This is a genomic window from Gordonia sp. LMA167, from assembly GCF_058130025.1.
In genome coordinates, this window is sequence record NZ_CM176708.1 from 645,762 (window position 1) to 670,772 (window position 25,011).

Annotated in this window: 24 protein-coding genes and 1 pseudogene; 15 read left to right on the top strand and 10 right to left on the bottom strand. The window is 63.0% G+C overall.

From position 1 onward, the window contains the following. The first annotated feature begins 4 nt into the window (after positions 1 to 4). Together drmC and ACVT6V_RS02925 are read left to right on the top strand one after the other, a co-directional pair. On the top strand, positions 5 to 709 hold the full coding sequence (gene drmC, locus ACVT6V_RS02920; protein ID WP_489898312.1) for a DISARM system phospholipase D-like protein DrmC: 705 nt from the start codon (positions 5 to 7) through the stop codon (positions 707 to 709). Positions 710 to 794: 85 nt separating this feature from the next. Beyond that, the gene (locus ACVT6V_RS02925; protein ID WP_489900692.1) at positions 795 to 1,199 is read left to right on the top strand and encodes a very short patch repair endonuclease; all 405 of its coding nucleotides are present in this window, start codon (positions 795 to 797) and stop codon (positions 1,197 to 1,199) included. A 72-nt stretch (positions 1,200 to 1,271) separates the two neighbouring features. On the opposite strand, the gene ACVT6V_RS02930 is transcribed toward ACVT6V_RS02925, so the two are convergent. Together ACVT6V_RS02930 and ACVT6V_RS02935 are read right to left on the bottom strand one after the other, a co-directional pair. Beyond that, the gene (locus tag ACVT6V_RS02930; protein ID WP_489898313.1) at positions 1,272 to 2,600 is read right to left on the bottom strand and encodes a CBS domain-containing anti-phage protein; all 1,329 of its coding nucleotides are present in this window, start codon (positions 2,598 to 2,600) and stop codon (positions 1,272 to 1,274) included. Then, a complete protein-coding gene (locus tag ACVT6V_RS02935) occupies positions 2,593 to 6,159 on the bottom strand; it encodes an AAA family ATPase (protein WP_489898315.1) in 3,567 nt (1,188 codons plus the stop codon). Before ACVT6V_RS02935 ends, ACVT6V_RS02930 begins: the two co-directional genes overlap by 8 nt. 743 nt (positions 6,160 to 6,902) lie before the next feature. On the opposite strand from ACVT6V_RS02935, the gene ACVT6V_RS02940 reads away from it, so the two are divergent. The 3 genes from ACVT6V_RS02940 to istB all read left to right on the top strand — a co-directional run bounded on the left by ACVT6V_RS02940 (position 6,903) and on the right by istB (position 11,573). Further along, a complete protein-coding gene (locus tag ACVT6V_RS02940; RefSeq protein ID WP_489898316.1) occupies positions 6,903 to 8,696 on the top strand; it encodes a UvrD-helicase domain-containing protein in 1,794 nt (597 codons plus the stop codon). A 571-nt stretch (positions 8,697 to 9,267) separates the two neighbouring features. Beyond that, on the top strand, positions 9,268 to 10,794 hold the full coding sequence (istA, locus tag ACVT6V_RS02945; RefSeq protein WP_308191738.1) for an IS21 family transposase: 1,527 nt from the start codon (positions 9,268 to 9,270) through the stop codon (positions 10,792 to 10,794). Beyond that, positions 10,791 to 11,573, top strand: a complete 783-nt coding sequence (istB, locus tag ACVT6V_RS02950; RefSeq protein WP_489896328.1) for an IS21-like element helper ATPase IstB — start codon at positions 10,791 to 10,793, stop codon at positions 11,571 to 11,573. Before istA ends, istB begins: the two co-directional genes overlap by 4 nt. 64 nt (positions 11,574 to 11,637) lie before the next feature. On the opposite strand, the gene ACVT6V_RS02955 is transcribed toward istB, so the two are convergent. Beyond that, on the bottom strand, positions 11,638 to 12,042 hold the full coding sequence (locus ACVT6V_RS02955) for an SIR2 family NAD-dependent protein deacylase (RefSeq protein ID WP_489898317.1): 405 nt from the start codon (positions 12,040 to 12,042) through the stop codon (positions 11,638 to 11,640). Positions 12,043 to 12,729: 687 nt separating this feature from the next. On the opposite strand from ACVT6V_RS02955, the gene ACVT6V_RS02960 reads away from it, so the two are divergent. The 3 genes from ACVT6V_RS02960 to ACVT6V_RS02970 all read left to right on the top strand — a co-directional run bounded on the left by ACVT6V_RS02960 (position 12,730) and on the right by ACVT6V_RS02970 (position 15,540). Then, positions 12,730 to 13,041, top strand: coding sequence for a hypothetical protein (locus tag ACVT6V_RS02960; RefSeq protein WP_489898318.1), 312 nt, complete (start codon positions 12,730 to 12,732; stop codon positions 13,039 to 13,041). A gap of 108 nt (positions 13,042 to 13,149) precedes the next feature. Next, positions 13,150 to 14,457, top strand: a complete 1,308-nt coding sequence (locus ACVT6V_RS02965; protein ID WP_489898319.1) for a hypothetical protein — start codon at positions 13,150 to 13,152, stop codon at positions 14,455 to 14,457. A gap of 6 nt (positions 14,458 to 14,463) precedes the next feature. Further along, positions 14,464 to 15,540 carry an HNH endonuclease gene (locus tag ACVT6V_RS02970; RefSeq protein WP_489898320.1) on the top strand — a complete coding sequence of 359 codons (1,077 nt, stop codon included), beginning with the start codon at positions 14,464 to 14,466 and terminating at the stop codon, positions 15,538 to 15,540. Between the two features lie 440 nt (positions 15,541 to 15,980). On the opposite strand, the gene ACVT6V_RS02975 is transcribed toward ACVT6V_RS02970, so the two are convergent. Further along, the gene (locus ACVT6V_RS02975; RefSeq protein WP_489898322.1) at positions 15,981 to 16,658 is read right to left on the bottom strand and encodes an SIR2 family NAD-dependent protein deacylase; all 678 of its coding nucleotides are present in this window, start codon (positions 16,656 to 16,658) and stop codon (positions 15,981 to 15,983) included. A 101-nt stretch (positions 16,659 to 16,759) separates the two neighbouring features. On the opposite strand from ACVT6V_RS02975, the gene ACVT6V_RS02980 reads away from it, so the two are divergent. The 5 genes and pseudogenes from ACVT6V_RS02980 to ACVT6V_RS03000 all read left to right on the top strand — a co-directional run bounded on the left by ACVT6V_RS02980 (position 16,760) and on the right by ACVT6V_RS03000 (position 20,045). After that, complete coding sequence (locus ACVT6V_RS02980; RefSeq protein WP_489898323.1) at positions 16,760 to 17,143, top strand: hypothetical protein; 384 nt, start codon at positions 16,760 to 16,762, stop codon at positions 17,141 to 17,143. 60 nt (positions 17,144 to 17,203) lie between these two features. Next, positions 17,204 to 17,584: pseudogene (locus ACVT6V_RS02985) on the top strand (AlbA family DNA-binding domain-containing protein); the annotation flags it as partial. 246 nt (positions 17,585 to 17,830) lie between these two features. Further along, positions 17,831 to 18,907 carry an ATP-binding protein gene (locus ACVT6V_RS02990; RefSeq protein ID WP_489900693.1) on the top strand — a complete coding sequence of 359 codons (1,077 nt, stop codon included), beginning with the start codon at positions 17,831 to 17,833 and terminating at the stop codon, positions 18,905 to 18,907. Positions 18,908 to 19,025: 118 nt separating this feature from the next. Continuing rightward, the gene (locus tag ACVT6V_RS02995; protein WP_489898324.1) at positions 19,026 to 19,565 is read left to right on the top strand and encodes a TY-Chap domain-containing protein; all 540 of its coding nucleotides are present in this window, start codon (positions 19,026 to 19,028) and stop codon (positions 19,563 to 19,565) included. Between the two features lie 111 nt (positions 19,566 to 19,676). Continuing rightward, positions 19,677 to 20,045: an IS1096 element passenger TnpR family protein gene (locus tag ACVT6V_RS03000; RefSeq protein WP_489898325.1), complete on the top strand. Its 369-nt coding sequence runs from the start codon at positions 19,677 to 19,679 to the stop codon at positions 20,043 to 20,045. A gap of 568 nt (positions 20,046 to 20,613) precedes the next feature. On the opposite strand, the gene ACVT6V_RS03005 is transcribed toward ACVT6V_RS03000, so the two are convergent. Next, positions 20,614 to 20,763 (bottom strand): hypothetical protein, encoded by a 150-nt coding sequence (locus ACVT6V_RS03005; protein ID WP_489898326.1) that lies wholly within the window; start codon positions 20,761 to 20,763, stop codon positions 20,614 to 20,616. Between the two features lie 539 nt (positions 20,764 to 21,302). Between ACVT6V_RS03005 and ACVT6V_RS03010 the strand changes: the two genes are divergently transcribed. Further along, a complete protein-coding gene (locus ACVT6V_RS03010; protein WP_489898327.1) occupies positions 21,303 to 21,467 on the top strand; it encodes a hypothetical protein in 165 nt (54 codons plus the stop codon). After that, a complete protein-coding gene (locus ACVT6V_RS03015; protein ID WP_489898328.1) occupies positions 21,464 to 21,643 on the top strand; it encodes a hypothetical protein in 180 nt (59 codons plus the stop codon). The genes ACVT6V_RS03010 and ACVT6V_RS03015 overlap by 4 nt, the downstream gene beginning before the upstream one ends. Positions 21,644 to 21,724: 81 nt before the next feature. On the opposite strand, the gene ACVT6V_RS03020 is transcribed toward ACVT6V_RS03015, so the two are convergent. The 5 genes from ACVT6V_RS03020 to ACVT6V_RS03040 form a co-directional block, all read right to left on the bottom strand. After that, entirely contained in the window at positions 21,725 to 22,129 is a 405-nt protein-coding gene (locus tag ACVT6V_RS03020; RefSeq protein ID WP_489898329.1) for a hypothetical protein, read from the bottom strand. Between the two features lie 286 nt (positions 22,130 to 22,415). Beyond that, positions 22,416 to 22,934, bottom strand: a complete 519-nt coding sequence (locus ACVT6V_RS03025) for a hypothetical protein (RefSeq protein ID WP_489898330.1) — start codon at positions 22,932 to 22,934, stop codon at positions 22,416 to 22,418. Positions 22,935 to 23,264: 330 nt separating this feature from the next. After that, entirely contained in the window at positions 23,265 to 24,293 is a 1,029-nt protein-coding gene (locus tag ACVT6V_RS03030; protein WP_489898331.1) for a hypothetical protein, read from the bottom strand. A gap of 5 nt (positions 24,294 to 24,298) precedes the next feature. After that, the gene (locus tag ACVT6V_RS03035; RefSeq protein WP_489898332.1) at positions 24,299 to 24,592 is read right to left on the bottom strand and encodes a WXG100 family type VII secretion target; all 294 of its coding nucleotides are present in this window, start codon (positions 24,590 to 24,592) and stop codon (positions 24,299 to 24,301) included. Then, positions 24,589 to 24,912, bottom strand: a complete 324-nt coding sequence (locus ACVT6V_RS03040; RefSeq protein ID WP_489898333.1) for a WXG100 family type VII secretion target — start codon at positions 24,910 to 24,912, stop codon at positions 24,589 to 24,591. The genes ACVT6V_RS03035 and ACVT6V_RS03040 overlap by 4 nt, the downstream gene beginning before the upstream one ends. Positions 24,913 to 25,011: the final 99 nt, after the last annotated feature.

The window sequence follows — 25,011 nt, forward strand, 5'->3', positions numbered from 1 at the left end:
CGCCGTGACGACGGCCGCCCGCCTGGGTGCCTTGTTGGCACCCGAGGAGGCAGGCGCGGTGGCCGCGACGCTACGTCAGTGTGGACTGCCGCACCTCGCGGCGCGGCGTGCGTTTCCCGCCAACCGCATCGAGGTAAAGGCCCTGCTGTCCGAGCTAGTCGCAGCGATGGGCGGGGCCGAGTTGGCCGCAGCTGTCCTCGACGGGATCGCCGCCGTACCGCGCAGCGTCGGCCCCGAGCCGGTGTGGACCGCCCCGAACGTCCCCGGATTGGAGGGACGCACGACTCTGGCCGTCGCCGACCTGATCAATAAGGCAACGACGACCGTCTACGCGGCCACGTACTCTGCCGGACCGGGTGCCGAGTACATCCAGGCTCTCGCGAACGCGATCGAGAGGGGCGTCACCGTCACTGTGATCCTCGATCGCGGCATGCAGGCCACGAGTGCCGGTGCCGTACCCAAGGCGCTGACAGGTGCACGGGTGTGGACGTACGCGCCTGATCCGGTCGACGAATGGACCCCGCTACAACACGCCAAACTCGTCGTCGTCGACCGCAATTCTGCCCTGGTGACGAGCGCAAACTTCTCGAACGCCGCAGCGCGCTCGAACCTCGAGTGCGGACTCCTTTGCCGCGATCCCGTACTCGCCGGAGCTCTCGTCAGGCAGCTGGAGAAGCTCTATCAGTACGGCGCATTGGTGGATCTTTGATGGCTCAGCAGCCAGCGCACCCGGTCGAATTCATGGTCAGCGCATGAGTTCGCCGAAACCGCTCAACTCTGTCGTTCGACGCCGAATGCAAAACCAACGGCGGCGGGACGCTTCGGTCGAGCTGTCGGTCCGGCGTCTACTCCACGCTGACGGGTTCCGCTATCGGGTTGATTTTCGTCCCAGCGCGACGTTGCGGTGTCGAGGTGACATTGTCTTCACCCGCGCAAAAGTGGTGGTCTTCATCGACGGCTGCTTCTGGCACGGATGCCCTCGGCACGCAACTCAGCCGAAGAACAACGCCCAGTGGTGGCGCGAAAAGCTCGACGCCAACATCGCTCGTGACAGTCGCAACACGGCGGCACTGACCGATCTGGGCTGGCGGGTGTTGAGATTCTGGGAGCATGAGTCTCCCATCGACATAGTCGACCGCATCCGAAAAACTGTCCATGGCCGACCATCCGCGCACCGAGTCCTCGCGCAGGACGTCTGACTCGGCTACGTGAAGATCGCTGGGTACGTCTGGGTGTTCAAATCTAATTTCCGAATGCGAATTACTCGGATATCAACCCTCGGCATACTCCCTCAGCAACGCGATCATCTGCCTCATCCGGTTGATCGTGTGCGGCGGAACTGCATCCCGATTGAAGTGCATCACGTCGTTGCGGACCTCACGCATATCGGACAGGCTCTTGAGGAAGATCCGGCGGTCGAACGGCCATCCCAACGTTGCCCACACGTCTTCGTTCTGGAGGATGGTTTCGTAGTCACCCATTGTCAGCCGCGTGAAGTCGTCGATCTGCCGTTCCTCATGACGATGACAAAGCGGTTTCACTGTGTCGATGTCTACAGTGTTCGCCAACACCCGCCGCAGAATCTGATCGAGCTCGCCTATCAGCAGAAATGGCGTGGCAAGAGCGCCGTAGGCGTCGACCACATCCGCAGCCGTAACAATGCCCGCGATCTCATTCTTGGGGCCACGCACCAACACGAAGTCGCTCTTGTAAAGATCGGGGAGCACCTCAATTAATTCGGTGTCGTATTGATGTTCTTTGGCATCCACAATTGCATCCCGTAGAGTCGCGCCGATATTCCGGTGGCGAGCACGCGCGATTGACTTCCACGTTACGGCTCCCTCGACTTTTCGCTTCCCAGCGATTACCGGCAACTGCGAGAAATCGTGCAAGTACATCTCAGTTATCGCCTCCTCCAGCGTGGAGGTCGGATTGACTGATACCACAACAGCACTGGCAGAACTGATGTTGCCCAGGGTCACCCCGATCTCGTCGAGCCCTAGAACATCGACTTCTCGGTCATCAGGTTTCAGCTCGTCGCCTGCTCGGCGCTTGCGCAGACGTATCCGGTCGCCTGTGCCCACTTTCAGATAGTTGGGTGTTGTGAGAAGGTCATGGTTCGCCAGATCGGCATGGATCTCATCGGTAACGGCCTGGGACCTCGACGTAGCACCCCACAGTTTCAGGAGCTCCTGCACCGCCATGTCCCTGCCGTTCTCGTCAACCGTCGCAAGGAACTCTTGTCTTCTTCGCAGCCCCTGCTCCTCCTTCGTGTCGGCGAGGTCGCGAGTTTGCTGTTCCAAAAGCTGTTCCCTCAGGTTGTGAAGGTAGGGTCCGTCTTCCCCGACCTGCCATGCATGCCATCCGTCCAGGGAAATGTCCGCTACCGCTCGTGCTGCGCTGGACGGACTCGTGTATCGATGCCCGTCGATCAACAGTGTCCCGTCTTTCTCGACGGTCGCTTCAAACCGGTGCCCCAAGCGGCGCCGCGAGAACACCAGCAACTGACCAGGTTTCAGTAGCTCAGATCCGATGAGGTCGGCGACCCGTATACGCCGACCGCCAATGAGCAAGTTCCTCTTTCGTTTCGACTCAGCCATCAGTCTCCCTCGACGTCTGTCGACCGCCATTACGTCTCGGCGCCACCCGTTTCGCGGCCTTCTTCGGCCTCACCATCCGAGTCGAGCCGATCACCTGCTTGGCAGCGTCCATCCACGCTGGTTCATCAACACCGCCTCGGTCGTCCGTGGTGAACAACACTCCTGACGGACCTCCTTCGGGTGTGATTCCTTGTGCCGCATACCAGGCGCGTTTTCGTTTCCAGTTCGCAGCGTAGTCCGGGTCGTCGAGCATTCCGAGGTGCTCCCAGTACACAGTGCGGCCATCTGCCGTGGTCACCGTGAAGTCAGGAACCTTGCTGGACCCATCCGTTGCGACCACGCGTCGCTCGTACAGCCAGGCGCCGGGGGCGATCTCGTCCAGAATTCCGGCGATGATCACTTCGTTCTTGCTGCGCACGAGAACGCCACTTCTCGTTACATGGACGAGTCCCGAATCGAGAAAGGTCTCGTTGCCTCCGTCGACCGCTACGGCGACGGGGTCCGGTGGAAGTGTCAAGTCCGTCATGCGCCGACCTGTATCGGAGCCCGAAGCACGGGTGAGATTCAACAGTTCGTCGATCGGCCCTTCATGGCAGATGACCACACGATCCGTTTGGCGAGTGAGCGCCGTGTACAAGAGTTCACGAGACACCCGACGTGCGGCGCCCGGGAGCATGATGATGACGAGGCCGAACTCGGACCCCTGGGATTTGTGCACAGTAAGCGCCCAGGCGAGTTCCACCGGCGTATCCCCGTCGTCGCCGCCTCCGTAGCAATCGAATCGACGGCCTATCTGGCTCGAATACTCCACCTGGGTCTTCCATGGGGCTTTGGCCATTCTGGCGGACTTCACCTGGCCGACCACGACGCCGATCTCACCGTTGGCCAAGTACCCAGAGGACGCTCCCTCATCACGCGACCAGAAGCGCGCGTTACGTTGGTTGGCGGTATTGACCACCTTGTCGCCCAGCACGATCCGTTCCGGCCCCAACGGCCTGGGTACCTTCCGATCCCACTGCTGAACCAACGCTTTGCGCAACTCGAACTCGCGATAGCGCTCCTTCAGGTGGCGGTTGAGCCTGGTCGTGCCGTAGGCGTGGGTGCGGAACGGAGACAGCACCTGCCACTTCTCGATGGCATTGGCCGCATCACCATAGTTGACGTACGGCTCCACAGCGGCACCGTACGAGGCTGCGAACGAGCGTCCATCGTCGTCAGTTCGCACCGAGAGCTCGTCCGCCAAAACGTCCTCCAGTACACGTTCAGGCGCCCGCCCATCCCACGCCACTGCTCGCAGCGACCCCATCCGCGTTCCTGCACGCAAGCGTTCCCAGATGTCGTCGAATCCTGGTGGAACTTCGTCGCCAGAGAACCATTTCGCGAGCATGAGGTCATCTCGCACCCGACCCTTCTGTCGGCGCAGGACAGTCAGGGCCGCCCATCCAGGTGCGACTTGCGGCCAGCTCCCATTGTGCTGCTGACGGGCTGCACGTTCGAGATCCACGAATGGACGGCCGGCTCCGATCGGCGGAAGCTGGCGCGGATCTCCGACGAGAATCAGTCGTTGCGGTAGGAGTAGCGCGTCGAACAACGCGGCGAGCATTCCCTCTGTCAGCATTGACGCCTCATCGACAACGACCAGGCCGAACTGCTCACGATTCGATGCATCCCCGGTGACCATGTAGCGACCGGCCTCACCGTCGTATCGCTTGGATCTGGTGAGGAATTGTGCGAGTGTCACGGCGTCGTATCCGGCCTTCTTGGCGAGCTGAACGCGCGCCTTCCCGGTCGGTGCTATTAGGAGCACGCCTCCAGCCTGGATCTCGGGACGACTCACCAGGGCCTTCACCAAGGTCGTCTTGCCAGTGCCCGCGGCTCCGTTCAGCACGGTGAATCTTGCTGCATACATCTCGGCCAACGATGCGCTCTTCTCTAGCCTCGCGCGCTCTTCTTGCAACCGGTCGTCGGCGGCGAGAGATGACAATGGTTCGAAGTCGTCGAACAGGTGCGCATCGAGCCCTCCGGGAACTGAGTGCCGGGGCTGTCCGCCCAGCGATTCGGTCATCTCGCGTATGACGTCCCGGACGAAGGCGAGCGTGCGCAGCTTGTACGCGGCGGCACCGTCAGCGAGCTCGGTCCGGGCGATCACCGGCCAGTTCGTGCCAGTGTCGTCATCGAAAGTGTCCGCGTCGAGATCCAATCCACGCAAAACTTGTGTCGTCAATGTCATCGGGCGGACAAGAGGCCGGGTCTCGACACGCTTCAGCATCTGCTCGACGGACACCACAGTGTGACCTTCAAGCGCCGCATCTGCGAGTTCCGAGGCCAGCATCGCCTCGACGCGGCGAGCGTCGACCGAATCATCGAAAGGGTCGGTCACCGGGAGTGGATGTGCGGCCAGGAGCTCAGGTGATCCAAAGCACCCTCGGTCGACGACATCGAACAGGATGGGTTCACCGTCATCCAACGTGCATGTGACCAGGTGATACGGATTCTGAAGAAGTTCGTCGATCTCGATCTCGACCGCAGTTCCACCGTCTAGAACGGAGTCCACTTGATCCGGCAGAAGATCGAACCGTGACAGCAGGTGCAGTGCGTCTCGCTCCGCCGCGGGAGTCTTGCCCCAGATCTTCTGCCTGGTCTTCGTGAACAGAGGTGCTGCCGACGCGGCGGATGGATGACCCTCCAGACCCGCCGTGACGGCACGCCAAGGATCGTCGTCATCGGCGGTTGTGGCAGTGATGAGCCGCGCAGCATAAGTGGGATAGTCGAAACCGAGCCTGCCCAGTACTGCAGGAAGACCGGGTGCGACCCCGCGTCTCAGCCAGGCCGTATGCAGCTGCGCATCGAGCCAGTCAGTGGATGTATTCGACACCGCGCACCCCAGGTCGACCGCGGCGTCCGCTGCGCGGCGCAACTCCATCAACGCTGCGACGGCGACGTCAGCCGGAACATGCTCGGTCACGTAGGAGAACTCGCACACACGTTCCGGCGCGGCGGCAAGCGCGGCCGAGACGTCTGTACCGTCTTCCGCCAGACTTGCCAGCTGTTGCAGGGGTAGGAGGATCCCACCGCTGCCGTCGGCACGTAGCGTGTGGCGCAATGTGGTCTCCCACATATGATTTGGAAACGCAGTTGATCCTTCAGTGGACCAACGACCGGGCAGGCTCACAGATTCCACCAATGCGGCGCCGGCGAGGATCTTTCCCGCGTCCTCGAATGGAGAGCTCCGCAGATAGAAGAAGATCAACGACTGGTCATCACAAACGTTCTGGAAGAAGGCCTCGATCAGGGCCTTTTGGTTGTCGCCGTGCAGCACCCACGAGTTCTTCTTGGCGTCGAAGTTCAGCGCTTTGGTGGCAATCTCTTCCAGCTCGTAATCGAACTCCAACGGTTCCTGTTGAGCAATCTCCGCAACGTGCTCGACCCGCATCCAGTAGTACGGCGTCGCATGCACCGACCATGCGGGGAGACCTAGCGCACTGCTGCGAATGTTCTTGAGGGCCGTGGTCCAGGCGTATGGGTGCTTCTTGGGAACAACCAAATCGTGTGGACTCATGAAAGTGGCGCGCTCCGCGACACATGGCGGCAGCGCGCCATGTAGCTCTCCGAACAGTTCGCCCGCGTGCGCTCGCTCGAAGTCGTCGTCGCGGTTCGCTCCGATGTTCGGGCAGCATCACACACGAGGAGTTTCGCTCCGGGGATCGGCACACGGTTCCGTTCCACTCGTTGTCGTGCCATGGCACGCGAACTGACAGGTGCTGGACGAATCCCGGCAACAGATTCTCCCTCCTCGCTGTTGACCGCTAATGTAGGCCGTTCGAACGGTCGCCGCCTGCGGTTTCCTACGCTGAGTTTCAGCAGCCGCCGGGATTCAAGAGCCAGTTCCCCTCTCCGGTCAGCTACCTGAAGATAGACTCGCATCCACTGCACATACCGCAAGTGAGACGCTGAGTATTCGAGATGAGAGATATCGCTGTACACGCCGGTTTCCTGAAGGATTTCGCGGCACTCGAGCCATCTCTCCAGAAGCAGGTCGGTCACTCGCTCATCAAGTTCCGACACGATTCGCTCCCGGGGTCGCACTTGGAGAAGATCAATGCCGCGGCGAATCCTCGCTTCAGGTCGCTGAGGGTCACGAGATCTGTTCGGGCAGTTGTGCTTGCTCCACGGAATGGGCGGCGATACGCGCTACTAAAGGTCTTACCCCACGACGACGCGTACGAATGGGCCCGACGAACCCGATTGAACATCTCGGCGTCCGGAAAGTTGGAGCTCTTCGATCCAATCAAGCTACTTGACGTGAAGTCACCGACTCACGACCTAAAGGCTGACCAACCACGGCTCTTCGAGAGTGTGGGTGACACTGAGCTCGAAGCCCTGGGCATCTCTTCGGAAGTCATAACCTTTGCCCGCCAGGTGCGATCTGTTGAGGAGATTGATTCCGCCCGCAGTTCCATCCCGGATGAGCAATGGGATGCCCTCTTCGGCCTCGCGGTGGGGATGACACCAGAGGAGATTGCTGCCGACCTGGGGCTCGTCGCCGAGACACCACCATCCTCAGCAGACGAGTTGCCCCTCGATATCGAGGAGGATGATCTTCTCGACCTTGCGATGACCAGATCGTCAGAACAGCTTCACGACGTTGTTGATGACGCTGATCTCGAGCGTATTCTCGAGCGGCCATTCGATGCCTGGCGGATATACCTTCACCCTTCCCAACGTGAAGTGGTGAACAGCGATTTCGCCGGACCAGCTCGGATCACGGGTGGCCCAGGAACCGGCAAGACTGTGGTCTGCGTGCACCGAGCAAAGCGCCTCGCGGCACGCAATAACGGGCGAGTCTTGTTGACGACCTACACCAACTCGCTGAAGATCGCGACCGAACGCGCACTTGACCTCCTCATCACCGATCCAGACGTTCGCAACCGCATCGATGTCGTGACGATCGACAAGCTTGCCCGGGACATCTTTGAGGACGACCATGGGGCCTTCAGGGATGGCCCACACAGGATGCCAGATCACCCGGAAAATTTATGGCGCATCACCATTCGTGATCAGGCGCTTCCGTTCAACGATAGATTCCTGGAAGACGAGCTCGTCTACGTCGTTTTCGCTCAAGACATCAGATCTGAGGCCGAGTACCTCTCCGCTAGACGCGTCGGCAGAGGACGGCGTCTGGGACCAGACCAACGAAAGCAGGTCTGGGCGGCAATGCAGAGTTACACAGAGACAATGCGCACCAAGAATCAGTGGACCTTCGCCACAATATTACGGGAAGCCGCACGCTTGGCCGCCCATATCCCTGACGCCGACAAGTCCTACCGATACGCGATAGTGGATGAAGCACAAGATCTCAGCCCTGACCATTGGCGACTCCTCCGCAACGTGATTCCATTGAAAACAGAGAACAGTCTGTTCATCGCGGGCGATGCTCGTCAGCGCATCTATAAGAATGTCGTCAGCCTCCGACAGCTGGGCATCACCGTCGCGGGACGCTCGCGCAACCTGAGCCTCAACCACCGCACCTCCGCCGAAGTCCTGTCGTGGGCTACGCAGATTCTGGCGCCTCCCGTGGCGGATGACATCGATCCAGGCGATTCGTCGCTGAGGACCTATCGATCATCCCTCCATTCGCGGGAACCACTGCTGAAGCAGATTGCGAATGCCGCGGAAGAACTCGACTACGTTGCGGAGACGATCGAGCTGTGGAACGAAACTGGTGTGCCTCTTGGGGAAATCGGTGTGGCGGTCAGAGAACGGAAGTATGTTCCCGGAATAGTGGCTGCGCTCAAGCGACACGGCATCGTGTCAAGAACTCTGAAAGAGCCGCCCGGCGATGTGGTGTCGGTGGGGCCGATGCACAGCATGAAAGGTTTGGAGTTCAGATGCGTCGCCGTCACGGGCGCCAGCGCTGATCGCCTTCCGCGTCCGGGATTTGTCACGTCTGCCGATGTCGATCGTTCGACCCACGACCTCGACATGGAGCGTGAGCGCCAACTCCTGTTCGTCGCGTGCACGCGAGCTAGGGATGAACTGATCATCACCTGGGTGGGGGAACCAAGTGAACTCCTGCCCATCAGGCAGCCGGACTGACAGCACGGAGCCGTCGCGTGGTGGGAACGCCAGCGGCTCGTCGTCGCGAGCCGGAAGTTCATTCCGCGCCGAGCCCGCGAAGAGTCAACCGCATTGGCGCAACCAACGGCGATGACCTCTTCACCGCAACCGCAAGCCGGCGAGCCTGCTCGACAACAGTCATGTCCTGCTCACTCAGCGATCCCTCGAACCGCTCATCCAGCAACCACGGAGCATCACTCGCGGCCAAAGCAGCCACAGCGTCGAGGAAGACCTCCATCCGTCGGACCCGCTCCGACGTCGTCGGACCGCCGCAAACGAACCAGTTGAACTGCCTGGTCCACAGGTGCTTTCGCTCCTCACTCCGGACATGTGTCAGCGGACATGAAAAACTGCCCATGGGCGGTCACGAAAGTGCCCGCTGACGGCCAATAAGGACTGCCCACTGGCGGTCACGAAATTGCCCGTTGGCGGACACGATTTTGCCCGCACCTGTCTCATCCGACGGCGCGTCTGCGCTGTGCGGGCCTCTCCCGTTGGTTTCGATGGCGATGCCTAGTCGTATCGAACTCACGCACGGGAGAGACCCTTCTTGAAGTCTGACGGAGAACTCATGGACATACTCAATGCCTACGACCTGACGGGGTCGTATCGGGCTGCTGCGCAGTTGTGCGGGTGCAGCCATCACACGGTCAAGCGGGCGGTGGACGATCGTGCTGCTGGGCTGGCGCCGGCGGTGCGTCGCGCCCGGTTGATCGACGATTTCCTGCCGCATATCGAGGGGTGGGTGCAGGACACGAACGGAAAGATCCGCGCCGACAAGGCGCACGAAAAGCTTGTCACTCTGGGCTATAGCGGCACTGAACGTACCACACGTCGTGCGGTGGCAGAAGTGAAAGCTTCATGGCGACTGGGTAATACGCGGGTACACCGTCCGTGGATCACCGAACCCGGGTTGTGGCTGCAGTACGACTTCGGTGACGGGCCGGTTGTTGATGGCCGCAAGGTCGTGTTGTTGGTGGCGTGGCTGGCGTGGTGCCGCTACCGGGTGGTCATCGCGCTGCGAGACCGCACCGCGCCGAGTGTGTTCGCCGGCCTGGACCGGGCGTTCCGCATCATCGGTGGCGCACCGACCTATGTGTTGACCGACAACGAGAAGACCGTCACCACCGGCCATATCGCCGGGGTCCCGGTCCGCAACCGCGACGCGGTGTCGTTCAGCCGCTACTACGGCACCACCGTGCTCACCTGCGAGCCGGCGGACCCGGCGACCAAGGGCGGGGTGGAAAACGCGGTCAAGCTGGCCAAGGCCGATATCGTGCCGACCGACACCAATCTGCTCGAGGCCTACGACTCGTTCGCCCAGGTCGTGGCGGCGTGTGAGCAGTTCATGGTCGAGGTCAACGACCGCGAGCACCGCACCACCGGTCGGCGGCCGGTGGAGATGCTCGCCGCCGAACGGATGCGGTTGCATCCGATTCCGCAACTGCCGCATACCGCCGGGTTGGGGGTGACCCGTCAGGTTCCCAAGAACACGCCGATAATCGCCTTCGAACATTGCCAATACTCTGTTCCGGCAACACTGTTGGGTCAATCGGTGTGGGTGCGTCATCATCCGACCACCGACGAGGTGATCGTGTGTGCTCTCGATGCCGGCGGCCCGGTCGAGGTCGCCCGGCATGCCCGCGCCACTCGCGGGACCCCCGCGATCGACGACGCACATTTCCCCGGACATCAGCCGAAAACACCAGGCGACTATCGGATTCGGGCCCGCACCGCCGAAGAACAGGCATTCCTGGCGATCGGCGAGGGCGCCGGGTTGTGGCTGAAAGAAGCCGCCTCCGTCGGTACCGAACGGATGCGGGAGAAGATGCGCCACGCCGTCTCCCTGGCCGCGCTGCACGGGGCGGCAGATGTGGACTGGGCACTGGGCAATGCCGCGGTGCATGGCCGCTTCGCCACCGGTGACCTCGACTCGGTCCTCGCCGCCAAAGGGCTCGACCAGACGCGGCATCACGCCTCAGAAACCACGTCCCTGGCCCAGGGAACGAAGGGATGGAACATGTTGGGCACCAACACTATCGATGAGAATGAGGCCACCGAGGAGGAAACACGATGACCGCCGCCACAACCGCACCCCACACCGTGCTGCCCCCAGAGGTCGAGGCATTGATGCGGCAACTGCGGCTCCCGCACGCCCGCGCCATCGCCGGCGATGTGCTCGCCACCGCCCGCTCTCAGCGCTGGGACCCCGCCGAAGTCGTCAAAGCATTGCTCGCCGAGGAATCGGCCGGCCGGGCCCGCTCCATGCTCGCCTCACGGCGCAAATCGGCGAACTTCCCCACCGGCAAGACCTTCGACGTGTGGGACGAGACCGCCTCATCGATCCCGGTACCCACCCAGCACGCCCTGCAAACCCTCGAATGGGTCCAGCGACGGGAGAACCTCGTCGTCTGCGGGCCCGCCGGCACCGGCAAAACATTTTTCCTCGAAGCGCTCGGGCAGAAAGTGATCGAAGCCGGCATGCCCGTGGCGTGGTTCAGCCTCGAGCAACTCGGCACCCTGGTGCGCGCGCACCGCGCCGACGACACCCTGGGCAAGGCCATCGCCAAGATCGTGCGTGCCGAGCTCGTCGTAATTGATGACGTTGGCCTGCTCCCCGTGGGTAGCGATGCTGCCGAGGGCCTGTATCGGGTCGTAGAAGCCGCCTACGAACGTAAATCCGTGGCGGTGTCCTCCAACCTGCACCCGTCGGGTTTTGACGAGCTGATGCCCAAAACCCTGGCGACCGCCACAGTGGATCGGCTGCTGCACCATGCTCACTTGTGCCAGACCAGTGGTGACTCCGTGCGCCTGGCCCAAGCACTCGCCGGGCAGGGGGTCACCGCCCTGAACTGACCATCCCCGGTGGCGGATCTGTGGGCAGATTCGTGTCCGCCACCGGGCACCCCTTCATGACCGTCTACGGGCAGTTTCCATGTCCACCTATGGGCACTTCCCGATGTCCCTTGACAGACATGTCGTTGAAGGTTCCCTGTTCGGCCTGGACGTCGCTCTGTTGGAGATACTCGTCGACCTCCATCGCCAATCTGACTACATTGTCGTCGGCAAGCGAGGCTCCGACGATCAGCACGTGTTTGGTCAGCAGCAACGCCTGAAGCAGCGAACCCGCGGGACGAGACTGGGCGTCGAAGAGCACGCAGTCGCGGCGGATGAGCACGATGCTGGGCGACCGGTCGATGTCGCCGTGGAGCTTGAGTCGCCACGGTCGACGTTCGTCGATGACTTGCCACGGCAAAATCGTCGGCCGCGGCCGACGCGCCGCTTCGACGGCAAGTTCGTAGAGGTCGTCGTAGTTGGTGGTCACCGCCTCCCGGCAACCCGGCCAGCAAAGCATGCGCAAGCGAGACCCTCTGTCGCTTCCCGATGATCTCGCTGACCGCGTCGTTGAGCCGCTCGGGGCCAAACGTGGCCGCCAGGTACTGCGCCTGATCGAGGCTGCCGAGATCGCCGAAGTGATCGGGCAGGTTCGCCCACCTCGGCACCCAGTTGATCGAGAAGTTGACTCGAACTCGGCAGCACCCGCGGCAGGACTCGCGTGTTCGGTGCTGGAAGATCGGCCGCGGCGATGTCGCGCAACGTGTCGTGCACTCGGCCCACGCGGTCCTCGTCGGCCAGGAGTTGCCCGTCAGCAACGCTGATGAACCACACCGCATCCCTCGTCCCGCTGCTGGCGAAGTCCATAGGCCAGTCCGCCGGACGTGCGCACTTGAGGTCTCCAGTTGCGGAGTCGAGCCAGGACGACGTCACATCGAAGCGGTGATCGGTCGGCACGATGACCGCGTCGTAGTCGAAGTTCTCGATCCGGCCGTGCAGAACAAAGAGATCACCGGCGGGCGTCAGGTACCGGCACGACAGAACAGTAGAATGCGACCGCCAATCTGCAGGCTACGGGACACCGGCATCCATCCGAATTGTCGGACACTCCTCGTACGGTTGGGCCAGCTCAAGGCCGGACGCACTTCTGGACGGTCGGGATACCGAAGGAACAGACATGGCGAAGAAGAAGCAAGGCGACGACACCGCGATCGTCGTGTGCGGGCTCATCATCATGGGGTTGATCTGGTTCGTCGTGACGTTCTGGTACGTCTTCGCCACCATCGGTGCGGTCGCGCTGCTCGTCGTCATCGTGGCCAAGCTGGTCAATGCCCGTGACGCCAAGCAGGCACGCTTGCAGGCGCAGCGCGAGGCACTCCTCGCTCGGTGCGAGAAACAGAACCGGGCGTACAACGCCGACCCGATTGCATACCTCGCACAGCTCGAACGCGCGTACCGCGACGTCGGCAACGAGGCTGCAGGTGTGTGAAACATCCACGTGAAACACCGTGCACCGACCAATCGATACGATCCACGACGAGACGGCCGCGATGACCACCGCGGGACAGATCCGCAGGATGCAGGGGAAGATACATTCATGACAACAGAGCAGGACAATGTCGTGCCGATTTGGACGCTGGCCACCCAGGAGGTTGACGTCCCGCAGATCTCGAACGAAACAGTCCTCACCCCGCAGCGGGTGACCGAGTTGCGGTCGGTTCTGGCGGCGCTGGCCGATGCCCCGATCGCCACCCTGGAAGCGCATCCGTTGCCGAGCAAGGTCGACAAATCGCGCGGGATATCACTGGAGAGTGCCAGCCCGCTGGCTCAGCAGTTGTCGCAGCTCATCAGCCAGACGACCAAGTCCGCGTCGTCCAACGTTGCCGTGAGCTCGGGTGAGGCGCTCTACCGCATGGTGGTGCCGGCGAAGGTCGCCGCCCAGGTCGGTAGCGGTCTGGTGTCACCGATGAGCTCAAAAGCCGCGGCGAACGGAATCCATAGCGCCCTGATGGGATCGGGTGGAATTGCCGCCCACGCCACCTTCGTCCCGGTGGCCGGCAAGGCGGCCGCCGCGGGCGCAGCCGGTGGATCGGCCGCAACCGCCGGCGTCGCCGCGGCCGGCGCGACTGCGTTGACGGTCGCTGCACCTCTCGTGCTCATGGCGGTTGCGGTGGGCGTCAGCGCGCACGCCGATCAGAAGCGGCAGGCGGCCATAGAACGGATCACCAAACTCCTCGAACAGCTGCACGAGGACAAGCTAGACGAAGAGCGCAACCAGCTCGACGCGTGCCGTAACGCCATCGACAAGGCGACCGCCATCCTGCTTGATCAGGGCCGCATCGGGGCCTCCCTCGGTCTGGACACCGCGGTGCACACGATCGACAAAGCGATGGCTGCCGCCAACCGCCGCCTGACCAAGTGGCAGAAGGAACTCGAGAAGTTCCCCGATGGCCGGGTGGAGTTGGCCGTCGTCCGACAAGCATTCCCCGGCATCGACGAACCGTCCGGGACCTTCGCGGCACATCTGGAGTTGGCCGAGTTGGCGATCGCACTCAAACGCCGCGTCGTGGTCCTTCAGGCCGTCGAGCACGCCCAGTTGAACAAGGGTAATCCGTTCGAGAGCTTCGTCCGGACGTTGCAGGCAGATCAGAAGAACGTCGACAAACTCGACAACGACATCGCCCATGTTCTCCGCCGACTCTCCACGCTGGAGATCGACCGTTCACACGGAGTGCGGGACTTCGCATTCCGGGCATCTGAGGTCGACAAGCTCCTACAGACCTCCTACCGGCTCCGGAACTTCGGTGGCCGGGTCGTTGACGCGGGTCACGCGTCCGATGTCGCCATCGAGATTGCGCGGGAGTCCGACGGGTCGATCGTGGTGTTTCCCGCAATCGCGTCGTAGGCCAGTATGGCGCACTCAGCTTCTGACCCCCTCGAACTGGGCCAGAAGCTCGTCGCCCTCCTCGAGGGCGGACGCCGCACCGCCACCTACAAACTCGCGGTCCTCATGGCGTTGCTCGATCTCAGCGTCGAGTCCGTCCCCGGCGATCCCTACGCTGCCGTCGACATCGACCTCGATCAGCTGACCACCCGGATCATTGAGCTGTATTGGCGTCAGCTCCGACCACTCGACGGCCATCGGCTGCGGCAATCCACCGACGGTCGAGGCGTCATCTTCACCACCGTCGCCGACCTGCGTGACGAACTCACCCGCACTCATCGCACCCCGACAATCGACCTGGTGGTCGCCGAGGGGTCCGTTGCATACGTCGCCGCGCACACGACTGTGAAGCGCACGCTCGTCCGGTATCCGCTCAAGCTCCTGCAGAACGTCACCACCGGCACCGAATCCGAGCGCTTCCTCTACGACGACTCCTGGATGGGCACCGCGTCGGAGCGAGCCATCGCCGATCACGGCAACAAGCTGCAGCTGTTCCCCGGTGTCTGCACGGCCCTGGCTCGGCTCGCGCCATTGTTGAAGCCCGCTTTCCAGCTGGCCTGGGTCGACGACGTGCGCCGCATGAACAAGACGCTGCTGGCCGAGGGTCCCGACATCGCCGACCATCTCTTCGGTGCCGACCGCGTCTCGCTACTCAAGGCCGGCGACATCCTGGCGAGCGCGTTCGGACCGCACTGCTTCTACTGTGCCGCGCGACTGACCACCGCCCGACACGTCGATCACGTGCTGCCGTGGTCGCGGGTCGGCATCGACGAACTGGCCAACCTCGTGCTGGCCTGCCAGTCCTGCAACTCCAACAAGTCCGACCTGCTGCCCTCCCCCGCGCATGTCGACCGGGCGCTCGATCGTGGCCGGTCGGTCCTCGACGCGCTTGCCGCCGATATCGACTGGCCCAGCCAGTTCGACCGGGTGGTCTCCGCGACGCACGGGCTCTTTGCGACCCAACCGGAAGGCACGCCAGTCTGGTTGGGTCGCAGAGACATCGGCGTGCTGGGACGTGTCGACTTCGATTGGCATACACGCTGACAGCTTTCCCGCCGGGTTCGCAGCCCGCTGGCAACAAGCCGTAGCTGTCAGTCGCCGCACGACGGACATGTGCCGCGAGCCGAGTGTTCGACGCTCGGTTACCGTGCGACACTGACTGACGACGGGACTCATCCGCTTCTCGATCGTCCGCTGGAGCCGAGTTCTGAGCTAAGCGGCCGCGCGCTGACACGTTCACGGTGACGACACCTGGGCCCGCTCAAGCCGGGATGGGAATCGGCGCCGGCGGATCAATCCAGCAGTCGATCGCCACACCCATCGACCGCCACACAACGCTGATGAGTATCAGACGCATGGGTTTCCGTGGCTCGAGTGGTCCGACTCCATGGCCGGTGCCCAGGTGAGAGCGCCCAACGCGGTGGAGACTGTCCACCAGGTCAGCACCGGAACCTTCACCGACCCGCTGCCCGACAACACGACCTTCACCCGCCCCACCCCACGTCGTTGGCGGTGTCTGAATGGCCGTAGCTTCTGCCGATATAGCCCCGCCGCCGACGGAACCCTGAACTCCGCAGATCAATCGGTCCGCCTCCCAGCGCCTCCCTGATGGACTCCAGCGGCGCCAACAACCCGTTCGCGTCGCTGGGAACTTCGTCCAGGGCATCCCTCACCCGCTCGACAATGCGCCGCTCATCCCGACTAAGCAGCCCCGCGAAGCGGTCGTCGAGCGACAACGATGCGTCGGTGGCTGCGTAGGCCGCAACCACATCGAGGAAGATCTCCATCTGCCGAACCCGGTCCTTGGTCTCGGCCCCGGCACAGATGAACCAGTCGAATTGCCGGGTCCACAACTGTTGTCTGGCTGCGTATCCCGACACATCGATGAACGTCCCCTGCAGAGCCTCGGTCCCGTTGGAGCGCAGGTAGTCGTCGACCTCCATCGCCAGGCGGATGACGTTGGCGTCGGCCAAGGAGGGCCCGACGATCAGCAGGTGCTTGGTCATCAACGTGGCCTGCAGGAGCGATCCGGCCGGCCGGGACCGGGCGTCGAAGAGCACGAAGTCGCGTCGGGTGAGCACGATGCTCTCGGGCTTGCGAAGGTCGCCGTGCAGTTTGAGGAGCCACGGCCGTCCCACTTCGACGGGTTCCCACGGCAACACCGACAGGGCTCAACGGCCCGTCTGCGCCACCGCACGCTCGAACAGCCCGCCGTAAATGGCGGTAATCGCCTCCTACGCACCCAGTCCCGCCAGAAGACCATGTGCAAGAGCGATTTTCGTCGGTGTTCCGCTATCTCGGCGACCACCTCGCCGAGTACCTGCGGCTCGACTGCGTGCTTGAGGAGTTCTGCAGTGTCGAGGCTCCCGAGCTTCTTCATCGGTTCGAGGTGCACGCCGGCGCGGTCCGTGATCATCGCCAGCAGCCGATCCCACGACGGCAACCCTGCGGCCATGCTGACGCCGGCGCCGAGGAACAGCGCCAGATGTCCGTCACGGGCGAGCCGGCCGAGTCGTCTGGTTTCGTCGAGCGCGTCGTCGGGCAGCACCCACGGCAGCGGCATGCCACCCGTATCCGCCATCGACCGCCCCGATCACTGACATCAGTGATGCCATCACTTCTATCACTGATCCCGTCACTCATATGAGTGATGCCGTCAGTGATATACACTGATCGATCAGTGACAGGCGTCAGAAGGAGTCGGCGTATGCGACCAGCGGATCTGCAGGACATTGTCGACGCCGTACGGACCGCGGGGACCGATACCGCGACGGTCGAGGTCAAGTCCGGCGGTGGTGGCGCCGGAAAGAGTCTCTGGCCGACGATCAGCGCATTCAGCAACACGCACGGTGGGGTTGCGATTCTGGGGCTCGACGAGGCGACCGGGTTCACACCCGCCCCCGGTTTCGATGCACGAAAAGTTATGAATCAGATGGCCGATGTGGCACGGCCCCGAAATGGAAGCGAACCGGCGGGCCCGCTGACACCCACCCCTGCGATGAGTGTCGATCAGATGGAGGTCGACGGAGTGTCGGTTGTGGTAGCCGAGGTCGAAGAGCTTCCCGCGGTCGAGAAGCCTTGCTTTGTCACCGCGCAGGGCAAAGAACGCGGCACCTACATGCGCGTCGGGGATGGCGACCACAGGCTCGACACTTACTCGGTCTTCCAATTGTCGGTGCTGACTGTCCCCAGCAACGCCGACCGTGAGCCCGTGGTGCAGGCACGGATCGACGATCTGGACTCGAGCCTCATCGCCAGAACCGTCGCACGGTTGCGGGCCAGCCGACCCAGGGCACTGGACGGAACCTCCTCGGAACGAGATGTATTGGAGCGGGTGGGCGTTGTCGACCGGGACACGGGGGTACCGACCCTGGGAGGGCTCCTTGCACTCGGGCGTTTCCCCCAACAGTTCTTTCCCCAACTAATGATCAGCTTCGCCTCCTACCCGGGCGGCAGTAAGGACGTGATCGTCGGTGACGAACGAATGGACGACCGCGCGGTCCTCGAGGGATCGATACCGGACATGATCGACGACGCGGTTTCCGTGGTCGTGCGCAATCTGCGTGTTCGACGTGTGTCCAAAGGCGCTGGTGCCCAGAATGTCCCAGAGATTCCCATCGATGCGATTCGAGAGGCGATTGCCAACGCAGTCATGCATCGCGACTACAGCGAGATGGCGCGCGGCGATCAAGTCCGCGTGGAGTTGTATCCGGATCGTCTGGAGGTTCACAGTCCTGGCGGACTGTGGGGAGGTCGTGACGTCGAGTCGATCTTCGACGGACAATCGCGCTCGCGGAATCAATTGCTGGCGAGGCTGCTGACCGAGGTCCCGTTCGCCGACCGTGACGAAACTGTCGGTGAGAACGCGGGCTCCGGCATTCCCCGAATGCTGGGAGAGATGACGCAAAATGGTTTGCCTGCACCGCGTTTCCAGAGCACGCCGGCATCGTTTGTGACAGTGCTCGACAGGTTCGGACTCCTCAACCCGGAAACCCGTGAGTGGCTCGATTCGATCGGCGGCCGCCAACGCACCACTATCGGCGACAGCGCGCTTGCACTGATCCACCACCTGGGATCGGTGACGGTGGACGACCTCAGACGCCAGCTTGCGATCGACACGACGGTGGCGCAGGCGGCATTGGCCGATCTCGTCAGCGAAGGAATCGTCCGCAACGAGCGCGGCATGTTCGAATTGACTCCCGAAGCGGAATCGGGAACCGGACTCACCCCGACCCAGCGCAGGATCGTCGATGCACTGTCGCACGGCGGCACCATGACCGTGCATGAGTTGGCCGAGTCCCTCCACACACCCGTGAGCACTCTCAGACCCGCACTTCGAACACTGGTCAGCGCTGGCAAAGTCCACGCCACCGCGCCACCGACGAGCAAGAATCGCGCGTACCGAATCTGAGGATTCACGTTCCCCCGCTCGACTCCCAGCGATGTCACTGCCCCGGCGTAGCGTGCCCTCCATCAGTGTTGCCCGGACCGTCCTCAGTCCGGGCAAGGAGCATCAGGGGGACACACCAATGCCATTCGACCACTTCGACGATGACGACGAGCCGGAGCCCTGGCTCGACTTCACCGAGGACCTCGCGGCCCGACTCGGCGACCTGAAGACCGGCGTGTTCGAGTTCATCGAGTTGGAGGTTCCCGAGCGGGGCTGGCACGGGCACTTGCTCACCTACACCGCCACCAGTTCCGGTCGGGTGCGGTGCGTCGTCCCCAATAGCGCACTGTCACACCGCAGCCGGGAGGAGTGGACGCCGTTCCACCAGCAGTTCGTCGCCGCCGGGTGGCGCTATCAGCCCCGAAAACACCAGCACATCCGAGACGTCGGACGGCGCGCTCACCACGAGGTGGCACGGCAAAGTGTCGCTTTCCTGCGTGAGTGGTGGAGTGTGCCGTATCCGTGGTCGCTGACGTTGCGGGACCCGCACGGGTCGGTCCATCCGCTGGAACCTCCCGCCAGAACAGTGCCGACCATTCCCTCGGCGAACCCCGGTCCCCTGCCGGCCCGACCGCGACGACACCTGACCATCGTGCCCGGTCTGCCCGACGCGGACTGATGGCCACCGGGTCGGGTCCCCTTATCCTCGACCCATGACCGACACCCCGTCCGACGGTGCGCGCCCCCGGTTCGAGTGATCCTCGGTGGCCTCCACCCGTCCCAGGCCGGCGTGGATGCGGTTCCGGAACCACCGCAGCGAGGACATTTCCGGAAGCCACAGCTGCCTGACCCCGCGGTGTTCCGGGTCCGCATCGACCTCGACGACTCGGTACCGCCGATCTGGCGCACCATCGAGCTGCGATCGGAGATGACGCTGGACCTCGTGCACCGCGCGATCCAGGGTGCATTCGGCTGGTTGGACTATCACCTCTACCGCTTCGCGTTGGGCGGCGACCCATTCGCTGCGACGAGCGAGCTGTTTCTGTGCGACCACGACTACGTCGAAGGGGACGACGGCGAACCGGCGGCCCGATGGCACGGAAGTGACACGCGAAGAGCTGCACGCGATTGCGGCAGCTCACGGACTGCGACCGGTTGATTCGGTCACGGCGAAGGGATGCCAGTTGCTGGTGGCCGTGGATGCAGCCACGTTGTCCGGTAAAGCCAAGTCGGCGGACAAGTTTCGTATCCCCATCGCCACGGTCGACGACTTCCTCGCCGCGACGGCCACCGGCCGGTCACTGCCGGTCGGGGTACTTGACCATCACGGTGTGGCATGCGTGTGCGAGCGGTGTGGGGATTCGTGGACTGCGAGTCGTCGGGGACGTGTCTGCCGGGAATGTCGGCGCAGCCCTGCAGGTGCTGCGACACAGCGCGCGAAGTCAACGCCGGTCCCCACGTCAGAGTCCAGCGTCGACACGTTGGTCTGCACGGAATGCGCTCGGATGTGGCACCGCGAACGGACCCGCGGCCGTCGGCCGCACCGCTGTCCGGAGTGCGTGGGTGCCGCCTGATAGGCGCTCACGATTGCAGGCCCGAACCGATCTCCTCAGGACCGCGACACATCGCCAGTCCGACAGCCGAACTCACGATCACGTCGATCAGGCGCCACCCGATCGCGCAACCGCGAGGCAAACCGGGCCGCGAAGGTTTGCAGCGAGCGACGGCTACGAGGCAGGAACCGGCACAGTGATCTGAATGTTGTGACCCGTCTCGACTCCGTCAGGCGCGGCCACAGTCAGCATGGCCGCGATCTCGGCCGGCGCTGTGTAGAAGCCGTCGGTGTGCCACGCCTGAAGCTGTTCGATTGTCGACATGAGGCTGTTGAAATCGAGGTGATACGGCCGGGCCAGCAACCGGCTCTCTTGCCGTGCCTCTTGGTGGATGGTCGTAAAAATCGCTGCCGGGATGACTGTTCGATGAAGCGAAGTCGTCGCGGTTGCAGCTGGCGTTCGGTCATCACGAATCGTCTCTCAACATTTCCTGTAGCTGGCCAGGTCGTCCATCGAGTACGGCCCGATCGGCGCTTTCCGCCCAGTCTTGAACCGGGGTGACCGCCAGTTGAATCACCACAGCCTTCCCCTCACCCACGGGATAGGCGATGGTGTGCGCGTTCGACACCAGCGGCCGAAAGCCGAACACGGTCGCTCGATCCGGTGCCCCACCGGTCGATGTCCGCCATGCATAGTTTGCGCATTTACCCCCCGTAACAGGCCTTTTCCTCGCAAACATGCTGCCATGGCCGCCTGCCCGAGCACGCCTCAGGACGTTCATGGGGCATGTGCTGAGCGGTACACGCCGCACCGGAAGCAGTACGCTGACGCCGCACCACTGGGGGTCGACAAGGAGCTAACCCATGGGGGATCACGTCGAAGTTGACATCACCGAACTGCATCGCGCCGGGCATCAGATCGCCAACTGGCATGTCGTCACCGAACGCGCATTCACCAACGACCACGACCACCAGGCCATCGAACAGTCGGTGGCCTCCGGCCGGGTCGGCAGATCGCCGACGCGATGAACCAGCGACTGCAGTCGATGCGTGCGGACGGCACGGCGATCGCGGCGGGCCTCAACGGACACTCCGCGCACATGTCGTCGGCCGCCATTCGGTACTCCCAGAGCGAGCAGACGTCCGCCCGAACACTACAGCACCTCACACGGTCCGACGACGATAAACCGATGGCCGACCTCTGACAGAGCTGCGCCGAGCGGCTGTCGCCAGTTGAGTTGACGTACCGGTGCCTCAGCTGTGACGGATCACCGCTTGCGGCCCCGTCATTCACTCGGAAGGTGCGCGAAGAAATCGTCGACGTCGAAGACGTAGCGCCAGGCCGCATCGGTGTCGACATCGCTGATCCAGTTGCAGATCTCGTGACCGTTGCCCCCTCGCCCGAGCAGCAGGCGCGGCACCCCGTCCATACCGGGCGCGCCGATCGCGAAATTGTGGCGTCGGTTGTACTGATAGAGAGCTTCCGAAGCCAGGTCGATGACGTCCATGGGCAGGTCGTCCGAGACCACGTTGTAGGCGCGTGCCAACGTCTGTCCGATGGTTTCACCGACAAGTTGCGCGATGGGTGGAATCTGCTCACGTATGGCAGACTCCGACTCTTCTAGCCACTCCAGAACGGGGCCCAATTCCCAATTCCCAATTCCCTTTGAACAAAACGATTTCTGGTCCATCGAGCAACTGCGCCGCAAGTGTCAGGTCCTCGTACCAGTCCGGGCGACTGCCCTCGCCCGTGCGTCGCGGACCACGCGGCTCAAGTCGCAACGCAGCCTGAGCTGGCTTACCCGTCACTCGCCCTTCTTCCATGTGTCGCAATCAGAATTGTTGATGTCCGACCACTCTCGCAACCTTCGAATCGCCGCTGGTTGGCGCGCATCCGCTGCCGGGCGCGATCCTGCCCGGCGCCTTCAGCCCTCATTCTGCATCGGCGCCGAGAGCACACTGCTCCCGATGGCTCCGTCACAGGGCAGGTAGGTGTGCAAAGAAATCATCAACATCCACAACGTGGCGCCACGGATGGTCCTCCGCAGCATTGTCGATCCAGTTGCAGACCTCGACACCGTGCTCACCGCGACCAATCAGGACTCGCGGAATATCCATCCCGGGTGCACCGAAACCAAAGTTGTGATGGGAGTTGTAATGATAGAGCGACTTATATACCAACAACGCAACATCGACGTCCATGTTGTCGTCGATCAGGTCGTACGCACGAGCCAGAGTCACTCCCACCGTCTCCCCTGATTGCTGGGTGATCGCCGGAGGATCATCACGTATCGCCGCTTCACTATCCCGGAGCCACTCAAGCATCGGTTCAAGGAGAAGATCGGCCTGAAACAAGACCTCGCGCGGGTGTTCAGAGGTTTCCAGGAGAACCAAAGCGAGCTCCGGACACATCGTTCCGAATCGTGAATCCTGCCGCCGGGATGACTCTTCGACGAAGCGCAGGTGTCGCGGGCGCAGGTCATTCTCAGTGGTCATCAATAGTCGCCTCTCAACATCTTCTTGAGTTGTGCGGTCGTGATGTCGCCGTGATCTCAAAGCCGCTGCAACGCCTCGCCAGGCACGTCTCGGGGGCTCGTCGCGGGATAACCGTGATAGCCACCGGAGCCATCTGGCTGAAACACATACACTTTCCCATCCCGCACCCCATATCGTTGCTTACCCGACGCTACCGAGTTGTCGAGGACCTCCTGCGCCTCTTCGTCGCTGAGGTCCATCGGAGTACCTTGCCGGCCATGATGGGGCATGCTGGTGTCGTGCTTGGGACTCGGCACGTACTTGGGGGCATCGTCTGACTCGTCTATCGTCTCAGCGGTCAGCATCGCGAGGTGCTCCAAGGCGCCTGTTGCCGTGAGACCGTGAGCTCCGGCAAACGCTCCCGCCCCGGCAGCACCCGCGCCGGCGAGCACGACGAGCACGACGAGCAGGCGACTGCCGGTGATCATCCCCCGCAGCGCGGTTGCCGCTTCGGCGATCATCGCGGCCCCCGACGCTGTTCCGGCGGCTGCGCCGGCTTCGTCTGCGCCGGCGAGAGCCAACCCGCCGGAGAAACACGGTGAGCAGGACCAGCCCGACCACCACCGTCGCGGCCAGCGCACCAAGTGCCATCAGCAGTTCGTGCGAACGACCACTCATCGAAGTCCGCAGGTCGCCGAGCGCGCTGCGATGGCTGCTCATCGGAGCGGCCATCGCCGATGCATACTCGGCGACGCCGCCCGCCGCAGACTTCAGGTTCTGCAGATGCTCCTGGACGCTGCGCGCATCATCGGACTCGATCGCGTCGAAGGAATCGTGCAGGCGCTGGAGAGAGTCTCCAGCACTGCTGATGTGCTCATGCGCGGCGAAATCGCTCCACGCGGCGGAGGCCTTGTCCAGCTTGCCGGTGTCGCCGTTGGGCACCGGGATGCCGATCTTCTCCAGGAGACCTGGCACGTCGGTGTCGAGTCCGTCGCCGTTGGCTCCGACCGAGGTTGGCGGAAGTGCGGTGGCGCCGGTGTACAGCGGCCCGTGCGACCGTGCGGGAGCAATCGGCGGCGCACCCTTGTGCGGGTCGCGATTGGCTTGGTAGTTGGCGACGGCCCAGTTGTGGCCCGCCCTGTTGACGACATCTCCGAAGTTCTCCAGTGCGTTCACCAGGAGTTGGGCTGAATTCAGGAAATCCTTCGTCTTGGTGTCATAGTTGCCACCCCAGGTGTGGGCCTCTGGGTAGTCGCCGGCCATGCCGCCGCACTGGTTCAGCGATACACGCAGCAGGCCGAGTTGCGCACTCACGTCACCGGCCATCTGCCGACAGGCACTGCCTGCTGTGAAGTAGGTCTGCGGGTCGACGTTGACCATGTCGACTACCGCAGCATCCGTGAGTTGATCTGGTGCGCTTTCGTGTAGCGCTCATGCGCATGCTTTGCGGCGGTTCTCATCTCGTCGACGCCGCGTGCGAACTCCTCCGCTCCGGCTACCCACTGTCGATGGGCGTCGATGTATGCCTGCGTCGCCTCGCTGGACCAGGATGTTGAGACCAAGTTGCCGGCTTGATGATCGATCAGGGCGAGCTGATCGGCCAGCAACTTCGTGTAGTTCGCCATGCGCGCGACGACTGCGTCCAATTGGTCCAGGTCGACCTGGAATTCGTCGCTCACAGGTCGAGCCGGACGTCGACGGATGCCGCTTCATGATCGGCGTTCTCATAGTCGCCCGCCGCCGCACGCAGACGCGCGGACAACGTCGCAAGGGCGTGAAGGATCTGCCGTCCTCCGTCGGCACAGTCGGACCACCCGTGCCCAAACGCTCTGGCCGCGTCACCGGTCCACCCCGAGCCCAGAAGTGACTCGACATCGCGGCCGGTCGCCGCCAACGCTCTGCTCAACTGATCTGCAGCCTGCCCGATGGACTGGCCCACCTTGGCGACTTCTTCCGGCACCACATCCACGTGTGGACCTGCCGACCCCCCGACCGTCATGCGCGTATCGTACGCGTAGGTGTATTGCCATGGTCATCAGGACAATTCGGACAACGCCTGGTATCCGAGGATGTGGTGTCATTCAACGAGTAGACCCGC

Excerpts from the sequence above, each read along its gene's own strand:
- ACVT6V_RS02925 (WP_489900692.1), top strand. The coding sequence starts at position 795 with ATGCAAAACCAACGGCGGCGGGACGCTTCGGTCGAGCTGTCGGTCCGG.
- ACVT6V_RS02930 (WP_489898313.1), bottom strand. The coding sequence starts at position 2,600 with ATGGCTGAGTCGAAACGAAAGAGGAACTTGCTCATTGGCGGTCGGCGT.
- ACVT6V_RS02935 (WP_489898315.1), bottom strand. The coding sequence starts at position 6,159 with ATGAGTCCACACGATTTGGTTGTTCCCAAGAAGCACCCATACGCCTGG.
- istB (WP_489896328.1), top strand. The coding sequence starts at position 10,791 with ATGACCGCCGCCACAACCGCACCCCACACCGTGCTGCCCCCAGAGGTC.
- ACVT6V_RS02960 (WP_489898318.1), top strand. The coding sequence starts at position 12,730 with ATGGCGAAGAAGAAGCAAGGCGACGACACCGCGATCGTCGTGTGCGGG.
- ACVT6V_RS02965 (WP_489898319.1), top strand. The coding sequence starts at position 13,150 with ATGACAACAGAGCAGGACAATGTCGTGCCGATTTGGACGCTGGCCACC.
- ACVT6V_RS02970 (WP_489898320.1), top strand. The coding sequence starts at position 14,464 with ATGGCGCACTCAGCTTCTGACCCCCTCGAACTGGGCCAGAAGCTCGTC.
- ACVT6V_RS02995 (WP_489898324.1), top strand. The coding sequence starts at position 19,026 with ATGCCATTCGACCACTTCGACGATGACGACGAGCCGGAGCCCTGGCTC.
- ACVT6V_RS03005 (WP_489898326.1), bottom strand. The coding sequence starts at position 20,763 with ATGTCGACAATCGAACAGCTTCAGGCGTGGCACACCGACGGCTTCTAC.
- ACVT6V_RS03010 (WP_489898327.1), top strand. The coding sequence starts at position 21,303 with ATGGGGGATCACGTCGAAGTTGACATCACCGAACTGCATCGCGCCGGG.
- ACVT6V_RS03015 (WP_489898328.1), top strand. The coding sequence starts at position 21,464 with ATGAACCAGCGACTGCAGTCGATGCGTGCGGACGGCACGGCGATCGCG.
- ACVT6V_RS03020 (WP_489898329.1), bottom strand. The coding sequence starts at position 22,129 with ATGGACCAGAAATCGTTTTGTTCAAAGGGAATTGGGAATTGGGAATTG.
- ACVT6V_RS03025 (WP_489898330.1), bottom strand. The coding sequence starts at position 22,934 with ATGACCACTGAGAATGACCTGCGCCCGCGACACCTGCGCTTCGTCGAA.
- ACVT6V_RS03030 (WP_489898331.1), bottom strand. The coding sequence starts at position 24,293 with ATGGTCAACGTCGACCCGCAGACCTACTTCACAGCAGGCAGTGCCTGT.
- ACVT6V_RS03040 (WP_489898333.1), bottom strand. The coding sequence starts at position 24,912 with ATGACGGTCGGGGGGTCGGCAGGTCCACACGTGGATGTGGTGCCGGAA.